Raw genomic sequence first — 13,092 nt, forward strand, 5'->3', positions numbered from 1 at the left:
CGCTGCCGAACGCCCGGTGTGACGACCCGAGCGCGGCGACTATACTGGCGGCCTCGCCGAACTGGAGGACACCATGCAGGCATTGAGTGCCGAGCAGTACGCGCGGTTGGGTCGCCTGGCCGAGGCCTGGACCCGCCGCTACCTGAAAGACGCCAAGGGCGAGGCGCACTTCAATCCCCGCCTTGGCGTGGATGCCCTGTGCTTTCAGCCCCACCCGCTCCCCGACGGGCGCCACGGCCTGCTCGGGGCCCTGGTCACGCCCGTCTCGCTGTCGCTGGCGCTGGTGGTCGACGACCAGGCCGCGCCGCCATCGGCGGAGCCGCGCCTGACCCTGGCGCTGCCCTCGGGGCGCTACCCCTTCGCCTGGGAGCCCCTGGGGGAAAGCAGCGCGGAAAGTCACCCTGAAAGTCGCTCTGAAAGTCACGGGGAGCATCATGGCGACGGTGACGCTGAGGGCCAGGGCGCGCTGGAGGGCTGCTGGCGCTGCGAGCTGCTTACGGATCTCTCCGATCTCGACTCCCTTCAGGCGGCCAGCCGCCTCGCTCAGCAGCTGATGGAGCGAGTCATGACCCCCGCCGAGCCCGCCTCCTGATGGATGACGCACCGCGTCATTCGCCTTATGCTGGTGGCGACGCGCCATTCCCATGAGCACGACGACAATCACAATATCACCATCACCGGGCCCATCGGGGGCTCTACCGGGGCGCGCCCCGTTGCCCCGGGACGGACCGATCAAGAGGAGTCACGCATGACCGCCAACGCTTCCCCCCCCCGCGTCGCCCTGGTCACCGGCACCAGCAGCGGCATCGGCGAGGCCGTGGTCCGCCACTTCTGCGAGCAGGGTCATCAGGTGCTGGCCGTGGACTTCAATCCGGCCGGCAAGGAGGTCGCCGAACAGGCCGGCGCGGCCTTCTTCCAGGCCGACCTGACCGATGGCGAGGCCTGCAAGGCGGCGGTGGCGGAGGCGATCAAGCGCTTCGGTCGCGTGGACATCCTGGTCAACAACGCCGGGATTCAGCACGTCTCGCCCATCGAGACCTTCCCCGAGGAGAAGTGGCGCCAGATCATTGACCTGATGCTGACCGCGCCCTTCCTGCTCACCCAGGCGGTGTGGCCGAGCATGCGCGAGAGCGGCTGGGGTCGCATCGTCAACATCGCCTCGGTACACGCCCAGGTGGCCTCGCCGGGCAAGGCCGCCTACATCAGCGCCAAGCACGGCATGATCGGCCTGACCAAGACCGCGGCGCTGGAGGGCGGCCAGCAGGGCATCACCGCCAACGCCATCTGCCCGGCCTACGTGAAGACCCCGCTGGTCGACAACCAGATCGCCGATCAGGCGAGGATGCACGGCATGGAGGAGCAGGAGGTAATCGAGAACATCATGCTCAAGAATGCCGCCGTGAAGCGGCTGATCGAGCCCAGCGAGGTAGCGTCGCTGGTCGCCTACCTGACCTCCGATCAGGCCGGCGCCGTCACCGGGGCGAGCTGGAACATCGATCTGGGCTGGACGGCTCAATAAGCTTTAAGCTGGAAGAGCCCGGCTTCGCCGGGAGCGACAAGCACCGAGCGCCGAGCGACAAGTAAACCCCGAAGGCCGAGGCTTTCGGGGTTTACTGTTGCACGAGAACTTCAAGTACGGCTGGCCGCTTGGCCGCGTTAACGCCTGACCGGGCGCTTCTGCAGCTTGCGCTGCAGGGTGCGGCGGTGCATGCCCAGCGCCCGCGCCGTGGCGGAGATGTTGCCGTCGTGCTCCTGGAGCACCTTCTGGATGTGCTCCCAAGTGATGCGATTGATCGACGGCGGGTTGTCGGCCACCTCCATTTCCGGATCGCCTTCCTCCCGTGACAGGGCGGCGAGCACCTCATCGGCATCGGCCGGCTTGCACAGGTAGTTCACCGCGCCCAGCTTGATCGCCTCCACCGCGGTGGCGATGCTCGAATAGCCCGTCAGCACGATCACTCGGCACGACGGCACCAGCTCGAGCAGCTCGGGCAGCAGCTTGAGGCCCGACTCGTTCTCCAGCTTGAGGTCCAGGGTGGCCAGCTGGGGCTGGTGACGACGCGCCAGGGAGAGCGCCTGGGCGGCGTCGTGGGCCACCATTACCTCGAAGCCGCGGCGAGTCAGCGCCCGGTCGAGCACGTGGCAGAACATCTCGTCGTCGTCGACGATCAGCAGGCGTTCGGCGGTCTCTTGCATTTCGTCCTCGCAGGGTCGGGGGCTCCCGGAGCCGTCAGGTCGTCGTCTGGCTGCGCGGCAGGGTCACCTCGGTGAGGGTGCCGCCGTCGGGGTGATTGTACAGGCTCACGCCACCGCCGAAGCGGTTGATGGTGGCGTGGGTCAGGAACAGGCCAATGCCCAGCCCCTTGCTCTTGGTGGAGACGAAGGTCTCGCCCAGCTGGTCGGCGATCGACATCGCCACGCCCGGGCCGTGGTCGCGGATGTCGATGATCACCTCGTCACCGTTCCACTCCAGGCGGATGATGATGTCGTCCGGGTTGGCATCGGCGGCGTTGTTGAGCAGGTTGGTCAGCGCCTGGTCGAGGGTGGCGTCCACCGCCAGCCGGGGCGGGTCGCGCCGCCCGGCGACCTCGAGGCGATGGCTGACGTCGGGGCGCAGCACCAGCCAGCGCTGCACCACCCCGGCGAGCCAATCCTGGGCATCGCACACCTCGGGTTCGGCCATGCGCCGGCGATCAGCGCTCTGCACCAGGTGGCGCAGCCGCGACTTGCAGGTATCGACCTGCTGGCGCAGCAGCTCCAGGTCCCGGGTCAGCGCCGGGTCGTCCTTGGCATCCTCGCGCATCTCGGCGAGCAGCACAGCCATGGTCGAGAGCGGCGTGCCGAGCTCATGGGCGGTGCCCGCGGCCTGGGTGGCCACCGCCAGCACCTGCTCGTTGCGCAGCGCCGCCTCGCGGGTGCGCGACAGCGCCTGATCCCGGCGGCGCAGGGCATGCGCCATCTTGAAGATGAAGAAGGTCACGAGCCCCGCCGAGAGCCCGAAGTTCAGCCACATGCCCAGGGTATGCAGGCCGAAGGTGGTGGCACCCCCTCCCTGGGCGAGCTGCGGCAGCGGCTGGTAGACCACCATCAGGAAGGTGTAGGCGGCCATGGAGGCGGCGGCGATCAGCCAGGCATGGCGCCAGGGAAGGGTCGCCGCGGCGATGGTCACCGGCACCAGGTAGTAGTTGATGAAGGGATTATGGGCGCCGCCGGTGAAGTAGAACAGCAGCGTCAGCCCCGTCACGTCGATCATCAGGTGACCGAGGTACTCCTGGTGCGTGACCGCCCGGGGACGCCCCAGCCGCCACCAGGTGGCGATGTTGATCACCCCCATGGAGACGATCACCGCGATCACCGCGGGCACCTGCAGCGAGAAGCCCAGCAGCTCGATGCCGATGATGATGGCGGCGAGAAAGCCGGTCCAGGTGATGCCGCGCACGATGGTCAGCCGCACCAGGTTGCGGTTGGGGGTGGAGAGCGGCAGGGGAAGGGCGGCTTGCATGGCGACTCCGCGAGGCGAGTGGGGGGCGATGATACCCGATCCGGGGACGGGTGGGGCGAGCCGCCGACGCGCCGGGCTGCGGTCGAGTGTCGCCTCGTCCCGGTAGATGACGGTGCCGACAATCGCCGGTTGATGACTGTATATTGTGGGCTGTTGATATGCCCGGTGGAACCAAGCCCGATGCTTAGACGCCTGCTCCCCCTGTTGATCCTGGCCGTCGGCGTGGTGGCCTTTCTGTGGCTGCGCGCGACCCGGCCCGAAAGCCCCAGTGTGACTCCCGAGGAGCGCCGCTGGCGCGTCGAGACTCTCGCCGCGACGCTTGAGCCCCGGGCGCCCGTCCTGCCGCTGTATGGCGAGATCACCGCCCCCGACATGCTCACCGTCACCGCGCCTCTGGCCGGGCGGGTCGCCGAACGGCCGGTCCGGGAGGGGCAGCGGGTGGCCCGCGGCGAGCGGCTGGTGGCCCTGGACGATGCCGACGTGGTCCCACCCCTGCAGCAGGCCGAGGCCGAGGTGGCGGATCGCGAGGCCCAGGTCGAGAACGAGCGGGTGCGCCACGATAGCGACCGCGAGGCCCTGGCCCGCGAGCGCGAGCTGGTCGACAACGCCCTTCGCCAGCTGGAGCGCTCCCGTTCGCTCAGGGCGCGCAACCTGGCCTCCCAGTCTGATCTGGACGCCGCGCGCAACGAGCTGGCCCGCGCCCGGGTGACGGTGGCGGCCCGTGAGCGGGCGATCGCCGAGCACCCGGCGCGCCTGCGCTCGCTTCAGGCCGGCCTGACCCGGGCGCAAGCCGCCCTGGCCGCGGCGCGCCGCGATGCCGAGCGCAGCCGGGTCGATTCGCCCTTCGATGGTATCGTCACGCGCATCCGGGTGGCCCCGGGCGATCAGGTCGCCGCCCGCAGCGAACTGCTCAGCGTCTATCCCGAACGCGGGCTGGAGCTTCGCGCGCGCATCCCCCAGCGCCATCAGGCCGAGCTGCTCGAGGCCCTGTCGCACGGGGAACGCCTGGTGGCCACCGACGAGCAGGGCGCGCGTCTGGTGCTGACCGGGCTCGCCGGCGAGGGCGACCCGGCCGGCACCGAGGCGATCTTCCGCCTGGAGGATGGCGGTGAGCGGCTGCGCCCCGGCAGCCTCGCGGCCGTGTCGCTTCAGCGCCCGCGGGTGCCGGAAAGCCTGGCGGTGCCCTACAGCGCGCTCTACGGCAACGACGCCCTCTACCTGATGGACGAGGCGAACCGCATGCAGCGCCTGGCGGTGACCCACCATGGCGACGTGGTGCGCAACGACGGTGAGCGTTGGGCGCTGGTCAGCGGCGAGGCGCTGGCCGACGGCGACCGGGTGATCGTCACTCACCTGCCCAACGCCATGCAGGGGCTGCTGGTCCAGAGCGCTGGCGACGAGCCAGCCGCCAGTGATGATCAAGCCGAGCGCGACGGGCAAGCCGCCAGCGACGAAGGAGACGACGGCGCGAGCGCCGAGCGGGTCGAGCGAGCCGGCGGCGTCGATGAGGGCGCTGGCCAGGACGAGGCGACCTCGTGAGTCGCCGGCGCGGGGTGATCGGCTTCTTCGTCCATCACAGGGTCGCCGCCAACCTGGTGATGCTGGTGATGCTGCTCGGCGGGGCGCTGGGCATCTCGCGCATGAACATCCAGTTCTTCCCCTCCTTTGCCCTGGACGTGGTCAGCGTGCGCACGGTGTGGAGCGGCGCCTCGGCGGAGGACATCGAGCAGGGCATCACCATCCCCTTCGAGCAGCGCCTGCGCAGCATCGACGGCCTGAAGCGGATGACCTCCACCTCGGCCCAGGGCATCTCGAACATCACCCTGGAGTTCAACGAGGGCAGCGACCCCATCCTGGCGCTGGACGACGTTCGCCAGCAGGTCGACGAGTTCACCAACCTGCCGTCGGAGGCCGAGGAGCCCCAGGTCGCCCGGGCGGCCCGCTATGAACCGGTGGCCCGGCTGCTGGTGCATGGCGAGGTCACCCCCCAGGAGCTGCGCCACCTGGCCAATCGCTTCGAGGACCAGCTGCTGCAGGCGGGCATCGACCGGGTGGAGATCAGCGGCCTGCCCGAGCAGCAGATCAGCATCGAGATCCCTGCCGAGCGCCTGCAGGGGCTGCAGCTGAGCCTCGGCGAGATCGCCGAGCGCATCGAGGCGATGTCCCGCGACCTGCCGGCGGGGCTGCTCGGCCAGCAGGACAGCACCCGCGAGCTGCGCGCCGTGGAGCAGCGCCGCGATGCCCTGGCCTTCGCCGATTTGCCGGTGCTCAGCGGTGAGCGGGTCCAGCTGCGCCTGGGCGACATCGCCATCATCCGCCAGGAGGCCCGTGAACCCTCGGTGACCCTGAGTCGCAACGGTCACCCGGCGGTGGAGCTGATGCTGCAGCGAAGCGAGAACGGCAATTCGCTGGCCGCCGCCGACGTACTCAATCGCTGGCTCGACGAGACACGACCCCAGCTGCCGCCCTCGGTCGAGCTCGAGGTGCACGACGAGACATGGCAGCTGATCGCCGAGCGCATCTGGCTGCTGATCAGCAACGGCCTGGGCGGCCTCTTCCTGGTGCTGCTGCTGCTCTACTTCTTCCTGCCCGCCCGGGTGGCGCTGTGGGTCGCCATCGGCATTCCCACCGCCTTCCTGGCCGCCATGGCGGTGTTCTGGGTGATCGGCGGGTCGATCAACATGATCTCGCTGTTCGCGCTGATCATGGCGCTCGGGGTGATCGTCGACGACGCCATCGTCGTCGGCGAGGACGCTGATGCCCACTACCGCGGCGGCGAGCCCGCCCGCCACGCCTCCGAGGGCGCCGCCCGGCGCATGCTGTGGCCGGTCATCGCCTCGTCGCTGACCACGGTGGCCGCCTTCATGCCGCTGCTGTTGGTGGGCGGGGTGATCGGCAACATCCTCGGCGATATTCCGGTGGTGATGATCTGTGTGCTCGTCGCCTCGCTGCTGGAGTGCTTCGTGGTGCTGCCGGCTCACCTGCGTAACGCCTTCGTGCCCGGCAAGGCGCCCCGGCGCCACCTGCTGTCGCGGCCCCGCGAGCGCTTCGAGACGGCCTTCGAGCGCTTCCGCGAGGGACCCTTCCGGCGCTTCTCGGCGCTGACCCTGCGCCACCGCGCCGCCACGCTCGCCTCGGCGCTTTCGGTCGTGCTCTTCACCGTCGGCCTGCTGGCCGGGGGACGCCTGGAGTTCACCTTCTTTCCCACGCCGGAACCCAACATCCTCTATGCCAACGCCAGCTTCGTGGCGGGCACCGACCACGGCAGCGTCGACGAACTGCTGACCCAGATGCAGTCCGCTCTGAACGAGACCGAGGAGGCGCTAGGCGGCGGACTCGTCCAGCATGCCGTGGTCCGCCACGGGGCCACGATGTCCGGCGGTCAGCCGGGACGCAACGGCGACAACGTCGGCTCGATGATGATCGAGCTCACCCCCTCGGACGACCGCGACGTGCGTAACGCCGAGTTCATCCGCACCTGGCGCGCGCGGATGGCCGAGCCCGCGGGCCTGGAGAACCTGACCATCAACGAGCGCGCGGCGGGACCGCCCGGCAAGGACGTCAACATCCGCCTGACCGGCGAGTCCGCCGACGACCTCAAGGCCGCCGCGGAATCGCTGTCCCGCTCGCTCAGCGAGCTGCCCGGCGTGCTGGATACCGAGGACGACATGCCCTGGGGACGCGAGCAGCTCATCTACCGGGTGAGTGCCCACGGCGAGGCCCTGGGGCTGACCACCCTCGACCTGGGTCGCCAGCTCAGGGCGGCCTTCGACGGCCGCCTGGTGCAGATCTACCAGGACGGCGCCGACGAGATCGAGGTGCGGGTGCTGCTGCCCCGCGAACAGCGTGAGCGGCTCTCGACCCTGTCACGGCTGACGGTGCGCACCTCGGAGGGGCGCTTCGTGCCGCTGGATCAGGTCATGGCGCTCGATCATCGCCAGGGCTTCGAGGCGCTGCGCCATGCAGACGGGCGCCTGGCGGTGGAGGTGACCGCCGAGCTCGACAGCGAGATCACCAACGCCGAGCGGGTGCTCGACGGCGTCTCCAAGGAGGTGCTGCCGACGCTCGTCAGCACCCACCGGCTGCGCTACAGCTTCGAGGGGCGCGCCGCCGACCAGCGCGAGACCTTCGCCGACATGCGCACCGGGCTGATCATCGGCCTGGGGCTGATGTACGTGGTGCTGGCCTGGGTCTTCGCCTCCTGGAGCCTGCCGCTGATCGTCATGACGATCATCCCGCTGGCGCTGGTCGGGGCCCTGCTGGGCCACTGGGCAATGGGCCTCAACCTGACCATGCTCTCGCTGTTCGGGCTCTTCGGGCTCTCCGGCATCGTGGTCAACAACGCCATCATCCTGGTGGCCTTCTACCGCCACCAGCGCCACAAGGGGCTGGCCATCGATGCTGCGCTCAACGAGGCGGTGGTGCAGCGGGTGCGGGCCGTGCTGCTCACCTCGCTGACCACCATCGGTGGGCTCCTGCCGCTGCTCTTCGAGACCTCGCTGCAGGCGCAGTTCCTGATCCCCATGGCGGTCTCCATCGCCTTCGGCCTGGCGTTCTCGACGCTGCTGGTGCTGGCCGTGATCCCGGTGCTGCTGAGCTACCTCGAGCGACTTCGTGAGCGCTTCGGGCGCGCCGGCGAGGAGGCCCAGGACGCACCGGCGGGCGGCTGACCCGCTGTGAGCCGTCGCGGCAAACCCTCAGGTGGGGTAAGCGGCGCGGCTCAGCCGTGTTCCACGATGGGGCCCGACAGCCGGTCGAGGTCCGGCGTGACGCCGAGCCCCGGGCGGTCGCCGACCGACATGGTGCCGCCGGTGACCTCGGGGGCGCCGTGGGCCAGCTGGGTGGTGTTGTAGCGGTGCAGGTCGGTGGTGTTGAGCAGGCAGGGCGCGGGCGTGCTGGCGGCCAGCTGGGCATAGGCGGCGGTGGCGATGCCGCTGCCCCAGGCGTCCTCGATGGTCATCGGGATGCCGGCCGCAACGCACAGGTCGCGGATGACCCGCGAGGGCGTCAGGCCCCCGAACTTGCTGACCTTCAGCGCCATGGCGTCCATGGCATCGTCACGAAGCGCCCGCTGCACGTCCGCAAGGCTGGTCAGGCTCTCGTCGAGTTTGATGGAGTGGTGCGAGCGCCGTCGAAACGACAGGCACTCCTCGTAGCTCGCGCAGGGCTGCTCCAGGATCAGGTCGAGATCGGCAAGTGCCTTGGAGAAGCGCGCCGCCTGGTCGCGCCGCCAGGCGCCGTTGATGTCGCCCACCCACACCTCGCCGGACGGCCGGTCCTCGGAAAGTACCCGCATCATGGCGATGTCGTCCTCCACTTCATGGCCCAGCTTGATCTGGAAGTGCCGGAAGCCGGCCGCGCGGTAGGCCGCCAGGGAGTTTGCCATGGCCTCGGGGTCGGCCAGCGGCACGATGCGATGCAGCGGCAGCGTCTCCATGAGTCGCCCGCCCAGCAGCACATGCACGGGCAGGCCCGCCGCCTTGCCCAGCAGGTCCCAGCAGGCGAGATCGATGGCGGCCTTGGCGTAGGCGTGGCCGTTGAGCGCCTGGTCCATCCTGCGGGCGAGGCGCGTGGTGTGGCGCGGGTCTTCCCCGATCAGGTGGGGCGCGAGTTCCTCCAGGCAGGCGGGCAGGCCCCCGGCGAAGGCGGGCATGTAGCTCGGCCCGCAGGGGCACACCTCGCCGACGCCGGTCAGGCCCTCGTCGGTGGTGAGCACTACCACGGTGCTGGTGAACCGCTGGTAGGAGCGCCCGCCGGCGAAGGCATAGGCCGTGCCATCGTAGTGAAGCTCGCCGGTGTAGGCCGCCAGATGGGTAATGCGCATGCCGCGTCCTCGCCCCGAATGTAAGAAATCCCAGCATAGCGGAGTCGCCGGCAGGTCGAGCGGCAAGGGTCAGCCCATCCCGGTCGTATTCGATCGCATGGGGAAGGCTCGAGGTGAGCCCTGGCCTCTCCGCCGGTTGGCCCCCGGACTAGACTGTCAGAATAGGCCTCGAGGCGTTCTGTGGAGGTGCCTGTCATGACGACTCCCCTTGCCTGTGTGCGTGACCTGGCCACGCGGCTGGAAGGGCGCGCCGGCGACCATGATGCGCTGCTCGACCGGGTCGGCGACCGGCCCTTCGTGCTGCTCGGCGAGGCCTCCCACGGCACCGCCGAGTTCTACCGGCTGCGCGCCGAGATCACCCGGCGGCTGATCGAGGAGAAGGGCTTCGAGGCGGTGCTGGTGGAGGCCGACTGGCCCGATGCCCTGCGCCTGGACCGCTACGTGCGGGGCGGGGGCGAGGACTCCCTCGGCGAGGCCTTCGAGGACTTCCAGCGCTTTCCCCACTGGATGTGGTGCAACCATGAGGTGCGCGACTTCATCGCCTGGCTGCGCGAGTACAACGCCCGCCAGCCCCTGGCGAAGAAGGTGGGCTTCCACGGCATGGACCTCTACAGCCTGCATCGCTCGGCCGAGGCGGTCATCGAGTACCTGGAAGGCGTCGACCCCGAGCAGGCCGAGGTCGCCCGCCGGGGCTACGCCTGCCTCGATCATCGCGGCGATCCCTTCCACTACGGACGCAGCGCGGCCTTCGGCCTGAGCCCCTCCTGCGAGCGGGCGGCCGTGGGACTGCAGGTGCGGCTGATGGAGCGAGCCTCCTCCTACCTGGCGGAGGACGGACGCCGGGCCGTCGATGCCCAGTTCTTCGCCGAGCAGAACGCCCGGGTGGTGGTCAACGCCGAGGCCTACTACCGGGCGATGTTCGGCACCCGGGTGGATACCTGGAACCTGCGCGACGACCACATGACCGAGACCCTCGCCGAGTTGCACGACCACCTGCGTCGCCAGGGGGGACGGGGCAAGGTGGTGGTGTGGGCCCACAACTCCCACCTGGGCGACGCCCGGGCCACCGAGATGGGCTGGCGCCAGGCGCAGCACAACGTCGGCCAGCTGGCGCGCCGGCGATTCGGGGGCGAGCGGGTGCTGCTGGTGGGCTTCACCACCCACACCGGCCATGTCACCGCCGCCCGGGACTGGGACGGTCCGGCCGAGCACCGCTGGGTGCGCCCCTCGCTCGAGGGCAGCGTCGAGCGGCTCTTCCACCAGAGCGGGCGCGACCGCTTCTATCTGCCGCTGCCAGCGGCCCGGACCGAGCCCCTGAAGGCTCACCGGCTGGAGCGGGCGATCGGGGTGATCTACCGCCCGGAGACGGAACGGGGCAGTCACTACTTCCAGGTCTGCCTGGCCGAGCAGTTCGATGCGCTCTACCACCTGGACGAGACTACGGCCGTCGAGCCGCTGGCACCGGGAGCGCACTGGCAGCGCGAGGCCATCCCCGATACCTATCCGTTCGGGGTGTGAGCCATGTCCGGCGTCACAGCTCGCGGCCGAGCACCACCTTGCAGATGTCGGCGAAGCTTCTCGCCTCGGCCAGCCCGCCCGGGCGATAGCCGAGCACGCGGGCGATGTCGGCCGCCGAGATCACCCCGCGGATGCGCTCTCCATGGCGTGGGGTCGGTTCGGTGACCAGCAGGTGCTGGTCGCCGAAGCTCCTGAGCGACTGCACCAGATCATCGAGGGTCAGCGAGGCCAGCGTCTCCAGGGTAAGCGTCGGGGTCTTGTGCAGCGGGGTCTGGATCATCCCGACGGTGACGTCGCCGCGGTCGATGCGGTGTTGCTGCATGGCCAGCGTGATCAGCCGTCCGCCGATCACCTCGCGGGCGGGCAGCACGCCGCTGCAGCGTCCCTGGTCGTCGATCACCAGCAGCAGGCGCACACCCCCGCTGATCATCTGCTGGTGGGCCTCGTCGACGGGCCGGTCGGCATGGATGGTCTGCGGAGAGGTGCGCGCGAAGTCGGTGAGCACCATCATGGCCGGACTCTGGGCGTCCAGGATCAGCGACTCGGGCGTGGCGATGGTCGGGCGTGCGTTCAGCGCGACCGGCTGGATGGGGGAGGGAGAGAGGGTCGTCATGGGGAACTCCGTGTCGTGATGGTCAGCAGGCGCGGCCCTGGGCGGCTCCTGCTGAACTCACCGTTGCACGAGTTTCTTATGGGTTTCTTAAGGCGCCGGGCTGCGCCCGTTGCGGGCGGCTCAGCCGAGGAGCTGGAAGCCCTCGGCGTTCATCCACAGATGCACGGCGATGCTGGCCGCGTAGCCCAGGGCGATGACCGGCGCCCAGCGCAGGTGGGTGGCGAAGGTGTAGTTGCCCCGCGCCTGGCCCATCAGCGCCACGCCGGCGGCGGAACCGACCGAGAGCAGGCTGCCGCCGACGCCGGCGGTCAGGGTGATCAGCAGCCAGTTGCCGAGCGACATGTCCGGCTCCATCGAGAGCACGGCGAACATCACCGGGATGTTGTCGACCACCGCCGAGATCACCCCCAGCACGATGTTGGCCCAGACGGGGTCCCAGCCGGTATAGAGCGTCTCGGAGAGCAGGCTGAGGTAGCCCATGAAGCCCAGACCGCCGACACACATCACCACCCCGTAGAAGAACAGCAGGGTGTCCCACTCGGAGCGGGCGATCCGCGTGAAGACGTCGAAGGGCACCACGCTGCCGAGCTGCTCGAGCTTCTTCCAGTCGCCGCGCTGGGTGTAGCGGGTGCGCTTGCGCTCCAGCGACATCGGCAGGCTGCGGCGCAGGTAGTAGCCGAAGAACTGCAGCAGGCCAAGGCCGGTCATCATGCCGAGCACCGGCGGCAGGTTGAGCAGGGTATGGCAGGCCACGGCGTTGGCCACGGTGAACAGGAACAGGGCGATGATGCGCCGCGCGCCGCGCTTGAGCCAGACGTTCTCCTCCAGGGAGTCGGGCTTCCGGTTCTTGATGAAGGCGCTCATGATCAGCGCCGGCAGCAGGTAGTTGACCAGCGCGGGCACCAGCAGGGCGAAGAACTGGTTGAACTCGACCATCCCGGCCTGCCAGACCATCAGGGTGGTGATGTCGCCGAAGGGACTGAAGGTGCCGCCGGCGTTGGAGGCGATGACGATATTGACGCAGCACAGGCCGATGAATCGCTTGTCGCCCTCGGCGACCTTGAGCACCACGGCGCACATCAGCATCGCCGTGGTCAGGTTGTTGGCGATGGCCGAGATGCCGAAGGCCAGGATGCCGGTGATCCAGAACAGCGAACGGTAGCTGAAACCCTTCCGGACCATCCAGGAGCGCAGCGCATCGAACACGCGGCGCTCCTCCATGGCGTTGATGTAGGTCATCGCCACCAGCAGGAAGAGCAGCAGTTCGCTGTACTCCAGCAGGGTCTCCCGGAAGGCCTCCTCGGCCGCGTCGGGCAGGCCCGCCTGGACGTATACCCAGCCGATCAGCGTCCAGATCAGGCCGGCGGCGATCAGCACCGGCTTGGACTTGCGCATGTGCAGCTGTTCCTCGGCCATCACCAGCGCGTAGGCGAGGATGAACAGCGTCACGGCGCTGAAGCCGTAGAGGGAGCTCGTGAGCGCCAGCGGGCCGGCGGCGGCCTGGGCCAGCGGGGCGGCCAGCAGGGCCATCAGGCCAAGCATGAGAAGACCAGGCATCCGGGCGCTGTGCCTGGGCCTGCGGTGCGGTCGGGGTAGCATCGACATCGGAGTGAAAGTTCCCGGGGAGGAGGGTGA

10 protein-coding genes are annotated in these 13,092 nt (G+C 69.4%); 5 read left to right on the forward strand and 5 right to left on the reverse strand.

Annotated features, from left to right (window positions below; all coding sequences use genetic code 11):
* The first annotated feature begins 73 nt into the window (after positions 1-73).
* On the forward strand, positions 74-592 hold the full coding sequence (gene hybE / locus ABE957_RS05055; RefSeq protein ID WP_349757593.1) for a [NiFe]-hydrogenase assembly chaperone HybE: 519 nt from the start codon (positions 74-76) through the stop codon (positions 590-592).
* A 156-nt stretch (positions 593-748) separates the two neighbouring features.
* Complete coding sequence (locus ABE957_RS05060) at positions 749-1,519, forward strand: 3-hydroxybutyrate dehydrogenase (RefSeq protein ID WP_349757594.1); 771 nt, start codon at positions 749-751, stop codon at positions 1,517-1,519.
* A 137-nt stretch (positions 1,520-1,656) separates the two neighbouring features.
* On the opposite strand, the gene ABE957_RS05065 is transcribed toward ABE957_RS05060, so the two are convergent.
* Together ABE957_RS05065 and ABE957_RS05070 are read right to left on the reverse strand one after the other, a co-directional pair.
* A complete protein-coding gene (locus tag ABE957_RS05065) occupies positions 1,657-2,196 on the reverse strand; it encodes a response regulator transcription factor (protein ID WP_349757595.1) in 540 nt (179 codons plus the stop codon).
* A gap of 34 nt (positions 2,197-2,230) precedes the next feature.
* Entirely contained in the window at positions 2,231-3,502 is a 1,272-nt protein-coding gene (locus tag ABE957_RS05070) for an ATP-binding protein (protein ID WP_349757596.1), read from the reverse strand.
* A gap of 180 nt (positions 3,503-3,682) precedes the next feature.
* Between ABE957_RS05070 and ABE957_RS05075 the strand changes: the two genes are divergently transcribed.
* Positions 3,683-5,041, forward strand: a complete 1,359-nt coding sequence (locus ABE957_RS05075) for an efflux RND transporter periplasmic adaptor subunit (RefSeq protein ID WP_349757597.1) — start codon at positions 3,683-3,685, stop codon at positions 5,039-5,041.
* Positions 5,038-8,172: an efflux RND transporter permease subunit gene (locus tag ABE957_RS05080; protein ID WP_349757598.1), complete on the forward strand. Its 3,135-nt coding sequence runs from the start codon at positions 5,038-5,040 to the stop codon at positions 8,170-8,172. The genes ABE957_RS05075 and ABE957_RS05080 overlap by 4 nt, the downstream gene beginning before the upstream one ends.
* Positions 8,173-8,222: 50 nt before the next feature.
* Here the strand turns inward: ABE957_RS05080 and ABE957_RS05085 are convergent, their stop codons facing one another.
* Positions 8,223-9,326 carry a mandelate racemase/muconate lactonizing enzyme family protein gene (locus tag ABE957_RS05085; RefSeq protein ID WP_349757599.1) on the reverse strand — a complete coding sequence of 368 codons (1,104 nt, stop codon included), beginning with the start codon at positions 9,324-9,326 and terminating at the stop codon, positions 8,223-8,225.
* 195 nt (positions 9,327-9,521) lie between these two features.
* Between ABE957_RS05085 and ABE957_RS05090 the strand changes: the two genes are divergently transcribed.
* Positions 9,522-10,844, forward strand: a complete 1,323-nt coding sequence (locus ABE957_RS05090) for an erythromycin esterase family protein (RefSeq protein WP_349757600.1) — start codon at positions 9,522-9,524, stop codon at positions 10,842-10,844.
* 13 nt (positions 10,845-10,857) lie between these two features.
* On the opposite strand, the gene ABE957_RS05095 is transcribed toward ABE957_RS05090, so the two are convergent.
* Positions 10,858-11,457, reverse strand: a complete 600-nt coding sequence (locus ABE957_RS05095; RefSeq protein WP_349757601.1) for a CBS domain-containing protein — start codon at positions 11,455-11,457, stop codon at positions 10,858-10,860.
* Positions 11,458-11,577: 120 nt separating this feature from the next.
* Positions 11,578-13,014, reverse strand: a complete 1,437-nt coding sequence (nhaD, locus tag ABE957_RS05100) for a sodium:proton antiporter NhaD (protein WP_432765400.1) — start codon at positions 13,012-13,014, stop codon at positions 11,578-11,580.
* Positions 13,015-13,092: the final 78 nt, after the last annotated feature.

This window comes from Halomonas pelophila (assembly GCF_040196315.1).
GTDB lineage: Bacteria > Pseudomonadota > Gammaproteobacteria > Pseudomonadales > Halomonadaceae > Halomonas > Halomonas pelophila.